This window comes from Streptococcus urinalis 2285-97 (assembly GCF_000188055.2).
GTDB classification, from domain to species: domain Bacteria; phylum Bacillota; class Bacilli; order Lactobacillales; family Streptococcaceae; genus Streptococcus; species Streptococcus urinalis.
The window spans coordinates 1,529,200-1,549,004 of sequence record NZ_AEUZ02000001.1 but is presented as its reverse complement, the minus strand read 5'-3'; the positions used below and the strand labels follow the sequence as shown (position 1 = coordinate 1,549,004).

At 34.8% G+C, this 19,805-nt stretch carries 18 protein-coding genes and 2 pseudogenes; 13 read left to right on the top strand and 7 right to left on the bottom strand.

What is annotated here, in order from left to right:
* Positions 1–204: 204 nt before the first annotated feature.
* The gene (locus STRUR_RS07865) at positions 205–963 is read right to left on the bottom strand and encodes a GntR family transcriptional regulator (RefSeq protein ID WP_006738609.1); all 759 of its coding nucleotides are present in this window, start codon (positions 961–963) and stop codon (positions 205–207) included.
* Positions 964–1,128: 165 nt separating this feature from the next.
* Between STRUR_RS07865 and udp the strand changes: the two genes are divergently transcribed.
* From udp to thrS, 8 genes are all read left to right on the top strand, one after another.
* Positions 1,129–1,908: a uridine phosphorylase gene (gene udp, locus STRUR_RS07860; RefSeq protein ID WP_006738821.1), complete on the top strand. Its 780-nt coding sequence runs from the start codon at positions 1,129–1,131 to the stop codon at positions 1,906–1,908.
* Between the two features lie 22 nt (positions 1,909–1,930).
* On the top strand, positions 1,931–3,133 hold the full coding sequence (locus tag STRUR_RS07855; protein ID WP_006740491.1) for a NupC/NupG family nucleoside CNT transporter: 1,203 nt from the start codon (positions 1,931–1,933) through the stop codon (positions 3,131–3,133).
* Positions 3,134–3,161: 28 nt separating this feature from the next.
* The gene (deoC, locus tag STRUR_RS07850; protein ID WP_006740241.1) at positions 3,162–3,833 is read left to right on the top strand and encodes a deoxyribose-phosphate aldolase; all 672 of its coding nucleotides are present in this window, start codon (positions 3,162–3,164) and stop codon (positions 3,831–3,833) included.
* Positions 3,834–4,066: 233 nt separating this feature from the next.
* Positions 4,067–5,068: a catabolite control protein A gene (ccpA, locus tag STRUR_RS07845; RefSeq protein WP_006739678.1), complete on the top strand. Its 1,002-nt coding sequence runs from the start codon at positions 4,067–4,069 to the stop codon at positions 5,066–5,068.
* 37 nt (positions 5,069–5,105) lie between these two features.
* A complete protein-coding gene (locus tag STRUR_RS07840) occupies positions 5,106–6,557 on the top strand; it encodes an alpha-amylase (RefSeq protein ID WP_006738919.1) in 1,452 nt (483 codons plus the stop codon).
* 87 nt (positions 6,558–6,644) lie between these two features.
* On the top strand, positions 6,645–7,643 hold the full coding sequence (locus STRUR_RS07835; protein WP_006738463.1) for an LTA glycolipid anchor biosynthesis glycosyltransferase, IagA/BgsA family: 999 nt from the start codon (positions 6,645–6,647) through the stop codon (positions 7,641–7,643).
* 1 nt (position 7,644) lies between these two features.
* Positions 7,645–8,982 carry a glycosyltransferase family 4 protein gene (locus STRUR_RS07830; RefSeq protein ID WP_006739752.1) on the top strand — a complete coding sequence of 446 codons (1,338 nt, stop codon included), beginning with the start codon at positions 7,645–7,647 and terminating at the stop codon, positions 8,980–8,982.
* Positions 8,983–9,363: 381 nt separating this feature from the next.
* Positions 9,364–11,304: a threonine--tRNA ligase gene (gene thrS, locus STRUR_RS07825; protein ID WP_006740436.1), complete on the top strand. Its 1,941-nt coding sequence runs from the start codon at positions 9,364–9,366 to the stop codon at positions 11,302–11,304.
* A gap of 31 nt (positions 11,305–11,335) precedes the next feature.
* Here thrS and dhaQ read toward each other — a convergent pair whose 3' ends face one another.
* Positions 11,336–12,325, bottom strand: coding sequence for a DhaKLM operon coactivator DhaQ (dhaQ, locus tag STRUR_RS07820; RefSeq protein WP_006738551.1), 990 nt, complete (start codon positions 12,323–12,325; stop codon positions 11,336–11,338).
* Positions 12,326–12,871 carry a dihydroxyacetone kinase transcriptional activator DhaS gene (dhaS, locus tag STRUR_RS07815; RefSeq protein ID WP_006739131.1) on the bottom strand — a complete coding sequence of 182 codons (546 nt, stop codon included), beginning with the start codon at positions 12,869–12,871 and terminating at the stop codon, positions 12,326–12,328.
* A gap of 148 nt (positions 12,872–13,019) precedes the next feature.
* On the opposite strand from dhaS, the gene dhaK reads away from it, so the two are divergent.
* The 5 genes and pseudogenes from dhaK (at position 13,020) to STRUR_RS07790 (ending at position 16,760) form a co-directional block, all read left to right on the top strand.
* Positions 13,020–14,009 carry a dihydroxyacetone kinase subunit DhaK gene (gene dhaK / locus STRUR_RS07810; RefSeq protein WP_006738604.1) on the top strand — a complete coding sequence of 330 codons (990 nt, stop codon included), beginning with the start codon at positions 13,020–13,022 and terminating at the stop codon, positions 14,007–14,009.
* 11 nt (positions 14,010–14,020) lie between these two features.
* Positions 14,021–14,596: a dihydroxyacetone kinase subunit DhaL gene (gene dhaL, locus STRUR_RS07805; protein ID WP_006739097.1), complete on the top strand. Its 576-nt coding sequence runs from the start codon at positions 14,021–14,023 to the stop codon at positions 14,594–14,596.
* Positions 14,596–14,970 (top strand): dihydroxyacetone kinase phosphoryl donor subunit DhaM, encoded by a 375-nt coding sequence (dhaM, locus tag STRUR_RS07800; protein ID WP_006739539.1) that lies wholly within the window; start codon positions 14,596–14,598, stop codon positions 14,968–14,970. The genes dhaL and dhaM overlap by 1 nt, the downstream gene beginning before the upstream one ends.
* 11 nt (positions 14,971–14,981) lie before the next feature.
* Positions 14,982–15,692 (top strand): annotated as a pseudogene (locus STRUR_RS07795) (MIP/aquaporin family protein).
* Positions 15,693–15,779: 87 nt separating this feature from the next.
* Positions 15,780–16,760 (top strand): DUF3114 domain-containing protein, encoded by a 981-nt coding sequence (locus STRUR_RS07790; protein ID WP_006740273.1) that lies wholly within the window; start codon positions 15,780–15,782, stop codon positions 16,758–16,760.
* Positions 16,761–16,789: 29 nt separating this feature from the next.
* Here STRUR_RS07790 and STRUR_RS07785 read toward each other — a convergent pair whose 3' ends face one another.
* The 4 genes and pseudogenes from STRUR_RS07785 to STRUR_RS07770 form a co-directional block, all read right to left on the bottom strand.
* On the bottom strand, positions 16,790–17,440 hold the full coding sequence (locus STRUR_RS07785; RefSeq protein WP_006738599.1) for an amino acid ABC transporter permease: 651 nt from the start codon (positions 17,438–17,440) through the stop codon (positions 16,790–16,792).
* Between the two features lie 12 nt (positions 17,441–17,452).
* Positions 17,453–18,148, bottom strand: coding sequence for an amino acid ABC transporter permease (locus STRUR_RS07780; RefSeq protein WP_006739051.1), 696 nt, complete (start codon positions 18,146–18,148; stop codon positions 17,453–17,455).
* Between the two features lie 100 nt (positions 18,149–18,248).
* A pseudogene (locus STRUR_RS07775) lies at positions 18,249–18,995 on the bottom strand (transporter substrate-binding domain-containing protein); the annotation flags it as partial.
* A gap of 9 nt (positions 18,996–19,004) precedes the next feature.
* Positions 19,005–19,790, bottom strand: a complete 786-nt coding sequence (locus STRUR_RS07770) for an amino acid ABC transporter ATP-binding protein (protein ID WP_006740230.1) — start codon at positions 19,788–19,790, stop codon at positions 19,005–19,007.
* Between the last annotated feature and the right edge of the window lie 15 nt (positions 19,791–19,805).

The window sequence follows — 19,805 nt, the reverse complement described above, 5'->3', positions numbered from 1 at the left end:
TAACCTCTTTTCTATATGTTATTCTTTCAAAAATTAACTGAAAAATCAAGTATTAATAAAAAAAGAAAATTCAATTATAAATAAAAAAATTTCCAAAAAAGAGATGTTTTTTATTTATAATTGAAAATAAGCTTGCAATCTAAAGCTAATTCTTGTAATCTATCATACAGTATGTTTTTTAGAAAAGATTAATGAATCTCTTAATCAGTATGTTTTAGTATCAAAATATTGTGAGTTTAAATGCATTTCAAAACATTCAATAGGAATATAATGCTTATTTTGCACCAACATTTTTTCACCTTTAAAAATACTTTCTTGAATCAACATAAAATCACCATGTTCAGATAATATATACTTTGTTGCGGTGAAATTTCCCGCTTTTGTAAAGCAAAATTCTGTTTGTGAATGACTTGCATTCCCAGGTTGATATAGTTTTTCTTCTAAGAAGCTATTTAACTCATCTAAGTGATTGAGATTAATATTAAATTGAGAGATAACATCGACAGGAATAAATGATAAGGTATAAGCTTTAGTATTGTCACTTAAGTGATACCATCTATCTGCAATAATCACGACAGGTGTTTCTTGTTGGATAGCGGCACTAATAGCTTCACTTGGAACTTCAATCCGAAATTCAATTTCAACTTTTTCGATGTCAACATTACAACACGCTTTTATGGGATGTTGTAAGGTTTCCATTCCAGCATGGTTGGCGTAATTATTAAGTTCTCTAACAAAATTTCCTTTTCCTCTGATATTTTTGACAAGATGGTCTTCTTGAAGCAGTGCTAGGGATTTTCGAAGCGTCATACGACTAACATTTAATTGCTCTGCTAGTTCTGGCTCAGAAGGTAACTGCATACCAGGAGGAAAAGTGCCATCTTGAATGAGATGAAAAATCTGGTTATAGACTTGTACATGTTTTAATTTCTTCAGTTTTGTTGATAATTGATCTTTTGTCATGTTATCCCCTTTAGCTAGTCTTAGTGTAATAAAAGCTCTTTCAAAAATCAAGTCCTCTAGATTAAAAAATAGTAATATTTTCATTAAAAAAGCGTTTACAAAATTGATCTTGTATGTTATTATACAAGTGTAAAAAAATTATACAAGATCAAGGAGGAGATCGAGATGCAAAATTACTCTGGTGAAGAAGGATTACAATATCACTTACAAATTCGCTCAGGTGATGTTGGTCGTTATGTTATTATGCCCGGTGATCCAAAACGTTGTGAAAAGATTGCTAAGCATTTTGACAATCCTGTATTGGTAGCAGACAGTCGCGAATATGTGACTTATACTGGTACATTAAATGGTGAAAAGGTTAGTGTCACCTCTACGGGTATTGGTGGTCCATCCGCTTCAATCGCAATGGAAGAACTTGTTCTATGTGGTGCAGATACTTTCATTCGTGTTGGTACTTGTGGTGGTATTGACCTAGATGTCAAAGGTGGTGATATTGTTATCGCAACTGGTGCCATTCGTATGGAAGGCACAAGTAAAGAATATGCCCCTATTGAGTTTCCAGCAGTAGCAGATTTGGAAGTGACAAATGCCCTTGTGAAAGCTGCTAAAGAACTTGGCTACACAAATCATGCTGGTGTCGTTCAATGTAAAGATGCCTTTTATGGCCAACACGAACCAGAACGTATGCCTGTTAGTTATGAGTTGTTAAACAAATGGGAAGCTTGGAAACGTTTAGGAACAAAAGCATCTGAGATGGAATCAGCAGCCCTTTTTGTTGCAGCAAGTCATTTAGGAGTTCGTTGTGGATCAGATTTCTTAGTTGTTGGTAATCAAGAACGCAATGCATTAGGAATGGATAACCCAATGGCACATGATACTGAATCTGCAATTAAAGTTGCTGTTGAAGCAATTCGTTCATTAATCGAGGCTGATAAAACAAACTAATAAAGTACATTAGGAGTTGAAAATGCAATTTATTTATAGTTTACTTGGTATCTGTCTTGTTTTAGGGATAATGTATGCTATTTCCTTTAATCGTAAAGCGGTTTCTGTTAAACTGATAGGAAAGGCACTTATCGCACAATTTATCATTGCAGTTTTATTGGTCAAAGTACCTTTAGGCCAAAAAATTGTTGAAGTGGTTTCTGATGGCGTTACAAATGTCATCAACTGTGGTAAAGCTGGACTAGATTTTGTTTTTGGATCATTAGCAAATGGTAGTGCTCCAACAGGATTCATATTTGCAATCCAAACCCTAGGTAACATTGTATTCCTATCTGCTCTTGTTAGTTTATTATACTATGTGGGGATTTTGGGATTTGTCGTCAAGTGGATTGGAAAAGGCGTCGGAAAACTAATGAAGTCATCTGAAGTGGAAAGCTTTGTTGCCGTTGCCAATATGTTTTTAGGACAAACAGACAGTCCAATATTAGTTAGTAAATACCTTAACAAAATGACTGATAGTGAAATTATGGTCGTTCTTGTTTCAGGTATGGGAAGCATGTCAGTATCTATTTTAGGAGGCTATATTGCACTAGGAATACCAATGAAGTATCTCTTAATTGCTTCAACAATGGTACCAATTGGTAGTATTTTAGTTGCAAAAACGCTTTATCCTCAAACTGAAAAATTCTTTGAAATTGAAGAAGTCAAAATGGATAATAAAGGTAATAATGCTAATGTCATTGATGCCATTGCAGAAGGTGCCTCAACAGGTGCTCAAATGGCATTTTCTATTGGTGCTAGTTTAATTGCCTTTGTTGGACTTGTTGCTCTCGTTAACATGATATTGAGTGTCTTTGGTATAAGGTTAGAACAAATCTTCTCTTATATATTTGCTCCATTTGGTTTCTTTATGGGCTTAGAAGGAAAAAATATTTTATTAGAAGGTAATTTATTAGGAAGTAAATTAGTTCTTAACGAATTTGTCGCTTTCCAACAATTAGGTCATCTGATTAAATCATTAGATTATCGTACAGGATTGATTGCTACTATTTCGCTTTGTGGCTTTGCAAACCTATCTAGTTTAGGAATTTGCGTGTCTGGTATTGCTGTTTTGTGCCCAGAAAAACGTGGAACACTTGCTAGATTAGTATTTAGAGCAATGCTTGGTGGTGTAGCGGTAAGTATTCTTAGTGCAATGATTGTTGGTATCGTAACATTATTTTAAATAAAAAGAGGTTCTCAAAAGATTACTTATGGAAACAAAAGATATTTTAAAAACTGTTGACCATACCTTATTGTCAACAACTGCAACATGGGAAGAAATCAAAGTTATTTTAGATGACGCCATGACTTATCAGACTGCTTCAGCATGTATCCCAGCATCCTATGTTCAAAGAGCATCAGAATACGTATCTGGAAAATTAGCTATTTGTACAGTTATTGGATTTCCAAATGGATACAGCACAACAGCAACAAAAGTGTTTGAAACCAAAGATGCCATTCAAAATGGTGCTGATGAAATTGATATGGTTATCAATTTAACAGATGTAAAAAATGGTCAATACGACAAAGTAGAAGATGAAATCCGCCAAATCAAAGAAGCTTGTCAAGACCATATCTTAAAAGTTATTGTAGAAACTTGTAATTTAACTGAAGCAGAGCTGATTGAATTATGTGGTGTTGTGACGAGATCAGGCGCTGATTTTATTAAAACCTCAACTGGCTTTTCAACAGGTGGTGCAACATTCAAAGATGTTGAAACCATGGCTCAACATGTTGGAAAAAATGTTAAAATCAAAGCGGCTGGAGGAATTGCTTCATTAGAAGACGCTGAAAAATTTATCTCTTTAGGTGCTTCACGCTTAGGAACAAGTAGAATTATCAAGATTATAAAAAATCAAACCGTTGAAGAAGGAACTTATTAAATTTAATTAAAGTGACAACAACTGGGATAGAAAGAATTTATTCTTTCTATCCTTTTTTATATTGAAAACAGGTTTTCAAAGGATCTATCACTATTTTTAGAAAAAAAGACATGAATCGTAACTTTTTTTGAAAACTTTTTCAAAAAATAGAAATTAGTACTTGAAAGTGTTTACAAAACATGCTAAAATAATTTTTGAAAGCGTAATTTTCATATAGAAAGGAAGTATAACCAATGAATACTGATGACACTATCACGATATATGATGTTGCCCGTGAAGCTGGTGTTTCAATGGCAACCGTTAGTCGCGTTGTCAATGGCAATAAAAATGTAAAGGAAAATACACGAAAAAAAGTTCTTGAAGTAATTGAACGTTTAGACTATAGACCAAATGCAGTTGCGCGTGGACTAGCAAGTAAGAAGACAACGACTGTTGGTGTTGTTATTCCAAATATCGCTAATAACTATTTTTCAATCTTAGCTAAAGGAATTGACGATATCGCTGCAATGTACAAATACAACATTGTTTTAGCTTCAAGTGATGAAGATGATGACAAAGAAGTCAATGTTGTCAATACACTGTTTGCAAAGCAAGTAGATGGTATCATTTTTATGGGACACCATTTAACTGAAAAAATTCGTGCTGAATTTTCCCGCTCAAGAACACCAATTGTCTTAGCTGGTACTGTTGACTTAGAACATCAACTGCCAAGTGTAAATATTGATTACAAAGCAGCAGTCATTGACGTGGTTAATATTTTAGCTGAAAACCATAAGCAAATTGCTTATATTTCAGGACCATTAATTGACGATATCAATGGTAAAGTTCGCCTCGTTGGCTACAAAGAAGGACTAAAGCAAAATAAATTAGACTTCAAAGAAGGCCTTGTTTTTGAAGCTAATTATAGCTATAAAGAAGGTTTTGATTTAGCTCAACGTGTTATTAATTCAGGGGCAACAGCAGCTTATGTTGCTGAAGATGAATTGGCGGCTGGACTTTTAAATGGCTTATTTGAATTAGGCAAAAAAGTTCCTGAAGATTTTGAAATCATTACAAGTAATGATTCACCAGTTGTTCAGTACACAAGGCCTAACTTATCTTCTATCAGTCAACCTGTTTATGATTTAGGAGCTGTCAGCATGCGCATGCTAACTAAAATCATGAATAAAGAAGAGCTAGAAGAAAAAGAAATATTACTCAACCATGGTATCAAAAAACGTGGTACAACTAAGTAAGAGCTGTTACACAGCTATTTTTCAATAGGAGTCACTGATGACAAGAGACATAATGATGGAGTATTTTGAGTGGTACTTACCAGCAGATAGTAAACACTGGAAGCGATTAAAAGAAGATGCCAACCATTTAAAAGAATTAGGAATTACCCAAGTCTGGATGCCGCCCGCATTTAAAGGAACTGGTTTCAATGATGTTGGTTATGGGATATATGATTTATTTGACTTAGGTGAATTTGATCAAAATGGCACAGTCCCAACTAAGTATGGGACAAAAGAAGAATATTTAGAAGCTATTTCTGCCTTAAAAGAAGTTGGTATCAAAACGTTTGCAGATATTGTTTTAAATCATAAAGCAAATGGTGATCATCAAGAAACATTCTATGTCTTAGAGATGGACCCAAATGATCGTCAAAAACCCATTTCAGATTCCTTTGAAATAGAAGGTTGGACTGGGTTTGATTTTCCTGGTCGTCGAAATACATACAATGATTTTAAATGGCATTGGTATCATTTTACAGGACTTGATTATGATGCAAGACACCAAAAAAATGGTATCTTCATGATTGAAGGTGATAATAAAGGTTGGGCAAATAGCAGTCTGATTGATAACGAGAATGGCAATTATGACTATTTGATGTATAATGATATTGATTTTAAGCATCCAGAAGTCATTCAACACTTAAAGGAATGGGTAAAGTGGTTTATTGAAACAACTCAAGTAGATGGCTTTCGATTAGATGCTATCAAGCATATTGATTCTTACTTTATGAAGACTTTTATTAATGATATTAGGACCAGTATCAAACCTGATTTAGCAGTTTTTGGTGAATATTGGGTCTCAGATGATGCTTTAATGGAGCATTATCTTGACTCAACACAATCTCAGTTTTCTCTAGTTGATGTTCCATTACATTTGGCATTTTTTAAAGCATCACAAGAAGGTAATCACTTTGATTTACGACAAATATTTGATGGGACATTGGTAAAACAAAATCCATCATTAGCGATTACTTTTGTTGAAAATCATGATACTCAAAAAGGGCAAGCATTAGAGTCAACTGTTGAAGAATGGTTTAAACCACTTGCCTATGCCTTGATACTCTTGAGGCAAGAAGGAACTCCTTGTCTGTTTTATGGCGATTATTATGGTGTAGAAGGAGAGAATGGCCAATCTTCATTTAGAGATATTATTGATAAATTAACTTATTTAAGAAAACATTATACTTTTGGAGAACAAGTTGATTATCTAGACCATGCTAACTGTATTGCTTGGGCATTTCTTGGTGATGAAGACCATCAAAAGCCTATGGCTGTCATTCTGTCAAATGGTGATTCTGGTTGGAAAACGATAGAAATAGGAAGCCTACATTCGGGCAAGACATTTATTGATTACCTTGGTAATCATGAAGAAACAGTGACTATTGACGAGAAAGGCTGGGCTGACTTTCCAGTAAATGCAGGGTCAGTGTCTGCTTGGATCGAAAAATAAGTAATATTATTGGTAAAAAAGTCAGTCGCAAGACTGATTTTTTTCTTCTAGCTGAAAAATAGACTAAAATAAGCTATAATAGAATTCATGAAAGTATTGCTATATTTGGAAGCAGAAAAGTATATTAGGCAATCAGGTATTGGTAGAGCTATTAAACATCAAGAAAAGGCTTTAGATATTGCTGGTATCCCTTATACAACTAATCCGAAAGAACATTATGATTTAGTCCATATCAATACAAATGGACCATTTAGTTGGTATTTAATGCGTAAAGCACAGAATCTTGGTAAAAAGGTTATCATTCATGGGCATTCGACTGAAGAAGATTTTCGAAATTCTTTTATTTTTTCAAATGCTTTAGCTCCGTTATTTAGACGTCATCTTTGCCGTTTTTATCGCCAAGCAGATGCCATTATCACACCAACTCAGTATTCAAAAGAATTAATAAAAGCATATGGAATCAAAACACCTATTTATGCAGTTTCAAATGGTATTGAAATTGAAAAATATGGTCCCAAACCTGAGAAAGAAGCAAGTTTTAGAGAGTATTTTAACTTAAAAGAAAATCAAAAAGTTGTGATATGTGCAGGACTGTATTTTATGAGAAAAGGGATTGATGATTTTATAAAGGTTGCAGAAAAAATGCCTGATGTGACTTTTATTTGGTTTGGTGAGACTAATAAATGGATCATTCCCAAACAAGTCAGGGATATTGTGACGACTAATCATCCGACCAATGTTCTTTTTCCAGGCTATATAAAAGGTGACGTTTTTGAAGGTGCTATGTCAGGTGCAGATGCTTTCTTCTTTCCAAGTAGAGAAGAAACAGAAGGAATTGTTGTTCTTGAGGCGTTAGCTAGTCACCAAAATGTTATTTTACGTGATATTCCTGTCTATAAAGATTGGATTCCAGAAGAAGCAGTCACTTATGAAAAAGATGTGAATGGGTTTGTTAAAGCTATTAGAGAAGTTCTACAATCTGAAGACAATAAAGGAGAAATAGGCTTTAAAGTAGCACAATCGAAAGATTTAGCAACTATAGCTCAACAATTAGGAAATGTTTATCAAACAGTAATGGAGAATTAAAATGCGTATTGGTTTATTTACGGATACCTATTTTCCACAAGTTTCTGGTGTTGCGACAAGTATCAAAACATTGAAAACAGAGTTGGAAAAAATGGGCCATGAAGTTTATATTTTTACGACAACTGATAAGCATGTTAAACGCTTTGAAGATCCAACAATTATTCGCTTACCAAGTGTTCCTTTTGTGTCTTTTACAGACCGACGTGTTGTTTACCGTGGACTAATTTCATCATACAAAATCGCTAAACAATATAATTTAGATATTATTCATACACAGACTGAATTTAGTTTAGGTTTATTGGGGAAGATGGTTGCAAAAGCGTTACGGATTCCTGTCGTCCATACTTATCATACCCAATATGAAGATTATGTTGGCTATATCGCAAAAGGAAAAATAATTAGACCTGGTATGATAAAACATATCATGAAAGGTTACCTAAAAGATTTAGATGGCATTATTTGTCCAAGTCGGATTGTTTTAAACTTATTAGATGGTTATGACGTTAAAGTACCAAAAAGAATTATTCCTACCGGTATTCCACTAGATAACTATGTTCGAAATGATATTAGGAATCAGGATATTGAACATTTAAAGGCAGAATTAGGCATTAAAGAAAATGAAACAATGCTTTTAAGTCTGTCGCGTATTTCTTATGAAAAAAATATTCAAGCAATCTTAATGCATTTTCCAGAAGTTATTAGAGATAATGATAAGATAAAACTAGTTATTGTGGGTGATGGTCCTTATTTAGAGACTCTAAAATCACTTAGTCAAGATTTAGGGATTACCGACCATGTTATTTTTACAGGAATGATTGCACATGATAAAGTTGCTCTTTATTATAAGGCCTGTGATTTCTTTGTTTCAGCATCTACTAGTGAGACACAAGGTTTAACCTATACAGAAAGCCTAGCTAGTGGGAAACCCATCATTGCACATGGGAATCCCTATTTGGATGATTTAATTTCTGATAAGATGTTTGGCACGCTTTATTATGATGAAGCAACACTTTCAGATGCTATTATAGATGCTGTGTTAGAGACACCGCCAATGTCTCAAAAAGAATTGGAAGAAAAACGTTATGATATCTCTGCTCAACAATTTGGTAGAGCAGTTTACACTTTTTATTTAGATACACTCATTTCAAAACAAAGTCGAAACAAAGAAAAATTTTCTTTAACAGTGAGACGACAACAAGAGCTTGTTGAACCCATTAATCTTGTTCATCAAGCAGTTCATTTACCCAAACGTGCAGCAAAAGCAACAGCAGTTACATCTGTAAAAGCTGTTAAAGCACCTTTAAAATTAGTTTATGCCATTAAAGATTTTTTAGAATAGAACTGACTTTATGGTAAAAAGGCTTGAAAATTGGATGAAATGTGTTACAATTATTGACGAAGACATGTTTTAACAATGATCTAGTTTACGAGCGAGTGTTGGTTGGTGGAAAGAACACAAGGTAGATTGTTAAAATACTCCTTCCTCGTTTTTATGACAAAAACATAAAACGGTGGCAACGGTATAGCCAATATGAGGTGTTTACGATAACTATTTTTCGTTATACACAAATTAAGGTGGAACCACGTTGCGACGTCCTTTTGAGGATGTCGCTTTTTCATTCTAGTAAAAGATAAGACTAGAAAATTTATTAAAAGAGAAAGGAAAGAGTCCTTTTAACAAGTATTTTCAAATACTGATAGAACTCTTGGTATCTTATCTATGATTAACATTACTTTTCCAGATGGTGCAGTTCGTGAATTTGAGTCTGGAATAACGACTTTTGAGATTGCACAATCTATCAGCAATTCACTAGCTAAGAAAGCTTTAGCAGGTAAATTTAATGGTCAATTAATTGACACAACAAGACCAATTACTGAAGATGGTTCAATTGAAATTGTGACACCAGATCATGAAGATGCCTTATCAGTATTACGTCATTCAGCAGCGCACTTATTTGCACAAGCGGCGAAAAGACTATTTCCTAATTTACATTTAGGTGTAGGTCCTGCTATTGCGGAAGGTTTCTACTATGATACAGATAATGGTGAAGGCCAAATAAAAAATGAAGATCTTCCTCGTATCGAAGAAGAAATGAAAAAAATTGTAAAAGAAAATCACCCCTGTATCCGTGAAGAGATTTCAAAAGAAGAAGCACTTGAACTTTTCAAGGATGATCCTTATAAAGTTGAGTTAATTCAAGAACACTCAGATGATGCAGCTGGATTAACTATTTACCGCCAAGGTGAATTTGTTGACTTGTGTCGAGGACCTCATGTTCCTTCGACTGGTCGTATTCAAGTTTTCCATCTTTTAAATGTTGCTGGTGCCTATTGGCGTGGGAATAGTGACAACGCTATGATGCAACGTGTCTACGGAACAGCATGGTTTGATAAAAAAGATCTTAAAGCTTATTTAAAACGTTTAGAAGAAGCTAAAGAACGTGACCACAGAAAACTAGGGAAAGAACTTGATTTATTCATGATTTCCCAAGAAGTTGGTCAAGGGTTGCCATTCTGGTTACCAGACGGTGCAACGATTCGTCGTACGCTTGAGCGTTACATCACAGATAAAGAATTAGCTTCTGGTTACCAACACGTTTATACACCACCATTGGCATCAGTTGAGCTTTACAAGACTTCTGGTCACTGGGAACACTACCAAGAAGACATGTTTCCAACTATGGACATGGGTGATGGGGAAGAATTTGTACTTCGTCCTATGAACTGTCCGCACCATATCCAAGTCTATAAAAACCATGTGCATTCATACCGCGAGTTACCTATTCGTATTGCAGAATTAGGTATGATGCACCGCTATGAAAAATCTGGTGCCCTTTCTGGTCTTCAACGTGTTCGTGAAATGACTCTTAATGATGGTCACATTTTTGTAGCTCCTGAACAAATCCGTGATGAGTTCAAGAAAACATTACAATTGATTATTGATGTTTATGAAGACTTTAACTTGACTGATTACCGTTTCCGTCTATCTTATCGTGATCCTAAAGATACACATAAGTATTATGATAATGATGAGATGTGGGAAAATGCTCAAGCGATGCTTAAAGCAGCCATGGATGACATGAAACTGGATTACTATGAAGCTGAAGGTGAAGCAGCTTTCTATGGTCCTAAGTTAGATATCCAAGTGAAAACGGCTTTAGGAAATGAAGAAACCTTATCAACAATTCAATTGGACTTCTTGTTACCAGAACGTTTTGACCTTAAATATATTGGTGCAGATGGGGAAGAACATCGTCCAGTTATGATTCACCGTGGTGTTATCTCAACAATGGAACGCTTCACTGCTATCTTGATTGAAACCTATAAAGGTGCCTTCCCAACTTGGTTAGCTCCGCACCAAGTAACAGTTATCCCAATTTCAAATGAAGCTCATATTGATTATGCGTGGGAAGTTGCTAAGACTCTTAGAGATCGTGGCGTTAGAGCTGATGTTGACGAACGTAATGAAAAAATGCAATATAAGATTCGTGCCTCACAAACAAGTAAAATACCATATCAATTAATTGTTGGTGACAAAGAAATGGAAGATAAGTCTGTCAATGTCCGTCGTTATGGAAGTAAAGCAACACATACAGAATCAGTAGATGAGTTTGTTAAAACGATTCTAGCTGATATCGATCGCAAGTCTCGTCCTGAATAAAAAAAATAACCCTAAAAGGGTTATTTTTTTATTACCACGCAAAAGCATTAGTATCTTCTTGAAGATACCTAAGCCATTGTTTTGATTTCATCCGGCACAGTGTGACTGAGATTCCTCCCATATTAAGACTGGTCATAAACTTCCCATTTTTAATGAAAGGTAAGTGTAATCCCTCTAGTTCAAGCAGTTGACGAATATCATTTAAAAAGATCCCTTGTTCTAAGTCTGTTGCTGTTCCAAGGTTGTTGACGAGCAGAATAAAATGCTCTCCTTCTTGCCAGTGAAATTTGATGTGTAATTTATTCATAATTTCGATTGCCAGTTGTTCAGAAGATTGGAATTCAACAACGCGATACCCTTCTTCACCATGTATCCCAATGCCAAATGAGATGTGGTTAGTCGCTAGTTGAAAAAGAGGCTCTTGTTCACCTGGTAATTGAGACGGTTTTGTTGCAAATCCTATGGTAGCAATCTCTGTAGCTAATTCAAATGCAAGAGATTCTAATTGGTCTAATGTCAGACCATCTTTAGCAGCGGCACCAAGTATTTTGTGTAACAAGATAGTTCCTGCTAGGCCTCTATGTCTCATTTGAAAATTTGCTTTAGGTTCCACTGAGATATCATCATGTGAAATGATGTATTTAACACGATGTCCCTCTTGTCGCGCTTGATGAATTGCACGGTGAAACCTAGCAATATCTGCATCAAAATTTTTGATAATGACAAAAACACCTAAGCCATGATCCAAAAAACGAATTGCTTCTAATATAGCGTCTTCTTTTGGTGGAATAAATAAATCCCCATAAACAGCTGCTGATAGCATTCCATCACCGACAAAACCAGCATGCGCAGGTTCATGTCCTGCACCACCACCAGATAATATAGGAACATGATTTTTAGATTGATGACGATTATAAATAATTGGCCAATCACCTAATTTTGCTAATTGTGGCTGCGTAGTTAATAGGCCGTCAATATACTGATTTATTGTTTGATTGACTTGATTGATGATGGTAACCACTTATAGCTCCTTACTTTGTTTAATGCTTGCTATAATAACATGTTTAATAGCTAAGATATCTGGACGATCTGTATTTTGGCAGACATAGTCTTTGATAGAGATGGCAAATGCATTAGCATGATATTGAATGAGAAAAATCTTATAGTTTTTTGCTAAGCAATTTTTGTGATATTCTTCCTCTGAAATTATTTTTTCCATTAAAATAAAACAATAATCTCGAAAAAATGAATAAAAATCATTCTGGCCTTCTATTTGAAATAGTTGCTGATAAAAGATACGATTGGTTTCAATATAGAATAAAAGTTCTTCAAGCAATTTGAAACCAGTGATGTAATTCAAATTATTAGTAACTTGTTCTTGCAATTCTGTTTCAAAAATCCAATCTAACAGTTCAAATTTATCTACAAAATGGTTGTAAAAGGTCTGTCTTCTAATATTAGCTTGGTCCATAATATCCACAACTGAAATTTTATCAAATGATTTTTCAATCATTTGTTTTTTAAATGCTTTTGCAATTCTTTTTTTGGTAATTATAGAAGTTGTCATGTAGTATTCCAATTTCCAATTTAATGTAAGTCTACAGTATCAAAGTTTTGATTAAAAAGAAAGGGACAAACTAATTAATTTGTCCCTTATCTTTTAATCATCTTAAAGTTATAATGAAAGCGTAAACAAAAATATGGAGGTATTTCACATGAAAAAAATTATTAATGATCCTAGTCAAGTTGTAGATGATATGCTTAAAGGATTTTCATATATGCATGATGACTTGGTTGAAAGATTAGATGGCTATGATGTTATTGTTAAAAAAGCTAATAAAACTGGAAATGTTGGTCTAATTTCAGGTGGGGGTTCAGGTCATGAACCATCACATGCTGGTTTTGTCGGTGATGGGATGCTTTCTGCTGCAATTTGTGGTGCTGTTTTTACATCACCAACTCCAGATCAAATACTTGAAGCCATAAAAGCAGCAGACGAAGGGGCTGGCGTTTTTATGGTCATTAAAAATTATTCTGGTGACATCATGAACTTCGAGATGGCGCAAGAATTAGCAGAAATGGAAGATATTTCTGTAGAAAGTGTGATTGTCGATGACGATATTGCTGTTGAAGATAGTCTTTATACTCAAGGCAGACGTGGTGTTGCAGGTACAATCTTAGTACATAAAATTTTAGGAGAAGCTGCACGTGCTGGTAAATCACTAAAAGAAATCAAAACACTTGCAGATCAATTAGTACCTAATATCAAAACAATAGGTTTGGCACTATCTGGTGCAACAGTTCCAGAAGTTGGAAAACCAGGTTTCACATTAGCTGAGGATGAATTTGAATATGGTGTAGGAATCCATGGAGAACCTGGTTACAAGAAAGAAAAATTACAACCATCAAAAGAACTGGCTAAGGAATTAGTGGAAAAATTGACAGATAGCTTTGAGATAAAAGCTGATGATAAATTTGGAATTCTAGTAAATGGTTTAGGAAGTACGCCACTAATGGAGCAGTATGTTTTTGCAAATGATGTGGCTAATTTGCTAGCTTCTAAAAATGTTTCAGTGGTCTATAAAAAGATTGGTGATTTTATGACTTCAATTGATATGGCAGGGCTTTCTTTAACACTTATAAAATTAGAAGACCATTCATGGGAAAAGGCACTTAAATCAGATGTGACAACACCAGCTTGGTAGGAGGGATAAAGATGAATGTTGAAAACACACTAAAATGGATGTCACTTTTTAATCAAAAAATTCAAGAAAATAAAGATTATCTAAGTGAGTTAGATACCCCAATTGGCGATGGCGACCATGGCGGCAATATGTCTAGAGGGATGACTGCTGTAATGGAAAATCTAAAAGGAAAGACATTTGATTCCGCACAAGAAGTATTTAAACTTGTTGCAATGCAATTATTGAGTAAAGTTGGTGGCGCTTCAGGGCCACTTTACGGTTCTGCTTTTATGGGAATGGCAAAATCTGATGAACAAGCAAGTTTACCACAGCACTTACAAGCTGCACTAGAGATGATTCAAAAACGCGGTAAAGCTGAGATTGGTGAAAAAACAATGGTTGATGTGTGGATACCAGTGATTGAGGCTTTAAAAACAGATTCATTGACAATAGAAAAAATTAAGAACGTTGTTGAAGCAACCAAAGATTTGAAAGCTACAAAAGGTAGAGCTTCCTATGTTGGGGAAAGATCCATTGGTCATATTGACCCTGGTTCATATTCTTCAGGACTCTTGTTCGAAGCTATGATAGAAGCGGAGGTAGACTAATGTCAGAGATAGGAATTATCGTTGTTTCTCATTCAAAAAAGATAGCAGATGGTATTGCGAATCTAGTAAATGAGGTTGCAAAAGATATTAGTCTAACCTATGTTGGTGGTACACCAGATGGTGGTATTGGAACCAGTTTTGAACAAGTTCAGAATGTTGTTGAATCAAATCCCAAAGACACTCTGTTAGCCTTCTTTGATTTGGGAAGTGCTCGGATGAATATTGAAATGGTACAAGATTTTACAGACAAAGACATCATCTTAAATATTGTTCCAATAGTTGAGGGGACATACACAGCGGCAGCCTTATTGCAAGCTGGCACTGATTTAGAAACGGTAAAGACACAATTAGCAGAGTTGGAAATTAAGAAATAAGGGAGAATAGGATGACTTTTATAGGAGAATTTATTGGAACATTTATCCTTGTTTTATTAGGAAATGGTGTTGTAGCAGCTTGTGTACTAAATAAAACAAAAGCACAAAATTCAGGTTGGATTGCTATCGTTCTAGGATGGGGAATAGCCGTTACAGTTGCAGTCTATGTTTCTGGTTTTTTAAGTGGTGCACATTTAAATCCTGCAGTAACTATTGCTATGGCAGTTATTGGTAATTTAGCTTGGAATCAAGTCCCAGTTTATTTGATAGCTCAATTTCTTGGTGCTATGTTTGCTTCGGTAGCTTTATATTTACATTATTATCCTTATTGGCAAGAAACCAGTGATCAATCTGCTATTTTAGGAAGCTTTGCTACTGGTCCAGCTATTAAGCATACCTGATCAAATGTCTTTGATGAAGCCTTAGGAACAGCAGTATTGGTTATTACTGTTATGGCAATCGGCCCCAATAAAGTAGCTTCAGGTTTTGGTCCTTTGATTGTCGGTTTAGTTGTTTTAGGTGTTGGTTTTTCATTAGGGGCAACAACAGGGTATGCCATAAATCCAGCAAGAGATTTGGGACCAAGAATAATGCATGCTATTTTACCAATACCAAATAAAGGAAATTCTAATTGGTCTTATGCTTGGATTCCAGTAGTTGGACCAATAGTTGGAGGTATTATAGGCGCCGTCTGTTATCAAATGATATTAAATGTGATGTAAAAAAAAGTTCTCTAAGGAGCTTTTTTTAGCTAAATCATACTGATAGCGCTATAATAGTATTGATTAACAAAAAATAGGAGAAGGCACTTGGTTTTCACAAGCTACCAACGCTATATGGCTTTGAAAGCCATCTTTAACAGTCCCATATCTCAAAAAAGTCTGGACCTTTTACAATCTGGTCAAATGATTGACCCAAGAGTTGGATCTTCATTATTTAATGCTATTTGGGAGAACGAAAAACACAATCTCAGTCCTATCCAACTTATTAAGTTGGTATTGACAATTGTTCAAATGCCATCTGAATTGAGTGGAGAGCTTTCTGAAACAAGATCCTTATTGGCTAACTTTCATCCAGATTTAGCTCCAGATCATTCTTTTTGGCTAGATTTTTCTGAGCAAGTTAACCTTGCTTTTCCAGGGAAAGCCTTATCTGAAAAATCGCCATTCACAAAAAAGGTCCATCAATTTCGCTATCTTATCTCTAGTCAACAAGCTGAATACATTCGCTCTCATTACGGAAATGACAAAACGGATGCTCAAGCATTAGCCTATTATCTGAGTGGGAAAACATCAGGTCATTTTTGGCGAAAACGGAGTGATTACTCTCTAAAAGACTCAGCTAGACTTCATAATAAGTTGTTAAAAAGAGGAGAGGCCTTTCTTTTCCCAGAAGAAATTGTGTCTTTCAATATCAAAGTTTTATTGCATTTTCACAGTGAGTTTATTATTTCCTCAACAGGTGATTTTCTTAATGAAATTGATGGTCAAAAGTCAAATATTATGGGAATTGTAAATGGTGCTAGTTTTAATTATGGGACTCCCGGGAAACGTCACTGGGATCTTGATGTTGATCCTGTTCGTCCGCTAGATCCAACATTTAGAAATAAAGTAACAAAGGGTTATTATTCTCCAAAAAATATAGAATCAAAGTGGTTTCAAAAACCCCAGGGTTACGAACTGAGTTACTTTAATAAAAGAGGTGTTTATAGTTACCAAGATAAAAGTGCGGAAAAACAAGTTAGCCTGGAAATGAGAAAATTCCGTAAAATGATAAGGAAGTTGTCATAAAAAAGATTGCGTTTTACACAATCTTTTTTTTATTGTAACGCTTGTTCCCATTTTTTTGCCAAACGTCTTGATAATAATGAAATGACAAAGTTAATGACAAAATAAATAGCAGTAATGAGTGCATAAAGTGTAAAGACTTGACTCGGTTCAAAGTATGTTCCCATCAAAATTTGACTTTTACCAAATAATTCTTGAATAGCAATTACAGAATAAAGGAGAGATGTGTCTTTAATGACAGTAACAAATTGTGAAATGATAGCTGGTAACATCTTTTGAAGTGCTTGAGGAAAAATAATATGGATAAAGACTTGACTACTTGTAAATCCCTGGGATGAACCAGCCTCAACTTGCCCATTGTCAACACCATTTAGACCTCCGCGAATAATTTCTGCTAGCGCTGCTGAAGTAAAAATGGTAAAGGCAACGATACCAGCTGGCGTTGATTTCATTTGAAAGACTAAGAAAATAATAAATATCCACAAGAGATTTAGAACATTTCTGACAAACTCAATATAAATACTAGAAATCCAGTAAAATAATTTATTTTTTCCATTACGCATAACAGCCAAAATAGTACCAAAAATGGTAGATAAAACGATTGAAATAAAGGAGATATAAAGAGTTAGAAGTAAGCCTTGAAAAATAAAGGCGAGATTTGTAGAGGTTAATACTGATTTCATTTAAACTCCTTCCTACAATGCATAAGAATTTTTGTTTTCTTCTTCTTTATGTCTTGCCCATGTTGCGAGAGGGAAACACATAATAAAGTATAAAAGAGCAGCGCCAGCAAATGCTGGAACGTAGTTAGTACTTTCATAAGCCCAAGCTTTAGCAGTAAAAATGATATCAGCACCTGAGATTATGGCAACGGTAGATGTGTTTTTGATTAAACTGACAACTTGATTTGTCATAGGTGGCAAAATAGTTCTAACTGCTTGCGGTAAAATAATCATACTCATGGTTTGACTATAAGTAAAGCCTTGCGATAGTGCAGCTTCCGTTTGACCTCTTGGAACAGCTTCAATACCTGAACGAATAACCTCAGATATATAAGCGCCATGATAAACCCCCACACATAATACAGCTGTGAAGAATGTTGAAAGCATGATTAGACCATTTGAAATAATAGTTAAACCATAATAAACAACCACAAATTGAACCAATAGTGGTGTATTTTGAAATAATTCGACATAGACACGCGCAATTCCTTTTAATACTTTATGTTTTGATGAACTCATGGCACCAAAAATGATACCTAATAAAAGAGCTAAAAGCAAAGCACATGCAGACATACCAAGTGTGTATATAAAACCTTTTGCAAATTGACCAAAATTGGCAAAAAAAGCAGACCATCTTGACCAAGCAAAATGGCTAATTGTTAATAACATGTAAATTCCCTTCTAAATTGTTGTCACTTCTTTATTAATTGCTTGCAGGTTTCAACTGGTATTTATGATAAATAGAAGTTAAACTTCCATCTTGAGATCATTTTGAAATCAAGGTATTAACATAAGAAATAAATTGTTGATTGGACTTTTTGCTAGCAATACCATAGGATTGCGTATTAAACCCTTCAATAAGTATTTTTGATTTGCTACTACGATAGCCGGTAAGAATGGATTTATCAACAGAAAAAGCTTGGATACGATTAGCATACAATGAAATAGCTAGTTCTGGATAAGATCCTAATTGTACAAAGTTAAAGGATAGGTTGTGTGCTTTAGCGTATTCTTCAATCGCAGCTTTGGTAGTTGATCCTTGAGCAACACCAATGGTCTTATGATTTAAGTCCTTTACAGTTGAGATCTTGTTTTTACGTTGAACTAAAAAACCAATTTCATCTGTGTAATAAGCATTGCTAAAAGCATAAGACTTTTGACGTTCAGGAGTAATGGTGTAAGTTGCGATGACCATATCAACTTGGCCGTTATCCATGACAGCTTCTCTAGTTTGTGCTGTTACAGCTGTAAAAACTGGTTTTACATTTAATGATTTGGCGATTTTACGAGCAATATCAATTTCCATACCTTCATAGCTCTTTGTTTTTGCGCTGTAGTAACCAAAGTTTGGAACATCTTGTTTAACACCGACTTTTAAAACACCACTTTTTTTGATTTTCTTTACAGCAGCAGAGTTAAGAAGTGTTTGTTCGGAAGCATGACTTGTAGTAGAAGTAGCTCCTAGCAAAAGTAAGCAAAAGGCAAAGAGGAGAGTTAATTTTTGTTTAAATGTCATGTTATCACCTCACTCTTGATGGCGTTTTTTGTGTTTTGTTTCTAATTTATCACTGGTATGGTTGATGATTTTACTTAGAAATTGTTGCGCTCTAGGCTCTTGTGGATTTTCGAAGAAACCATTAATATCAGTGGTGTCAACTAATATTTGTCCTTCAGCCATAAAAATAATTCGGTCAGCAACTTCACGTGCAAATCCCATTTCGTGTGTTACGACAACCATGTTCATGCCTTCTGCTGCAAGATTTTGCATGACAGCTAAAACATCACCAATAGTTTCTGGGTCAAGAGCTGAAGTAGGTTCATCAAATAATAATAATTCTGGATTCATTGCAAGGCCTCTTGCAATAGCAATCCGTTGTTTTTGACCACCGGATAACATTCCAGGATAGGAATCTTTACGATCCCACATATTAACAAAAGATAAGTATTTTTCAGCAATTTTATTTGCTTCAGTCTTTGACATGCCCAATACTTTAATTGGTGCTAAAGTAACATTTTCTAACACTGTTTTATGTGGGTATAAGTTAAAATGTTGAAAGACCATACCGACTTCTTTTCGAAGTGCTACTAAATCTTTCGAAGAAGCATTTACAAGCTCATGTCCATTAACCTTTAAACTACCCTTTTCAATAGACTCAAGAGCATTGATTGTTCGGATTAAGGTAGATTTTCCGGATCCAGATGGTCCTAATAAAACGACAACCTGACCTTTTTCTATTTCTAAATTAATATCACGTAAGGCATGGTAATCTCCATAATATTTTTCAACATTTTTAAATTCAATCAGTGTCATTTTTTCTCCTTTAAT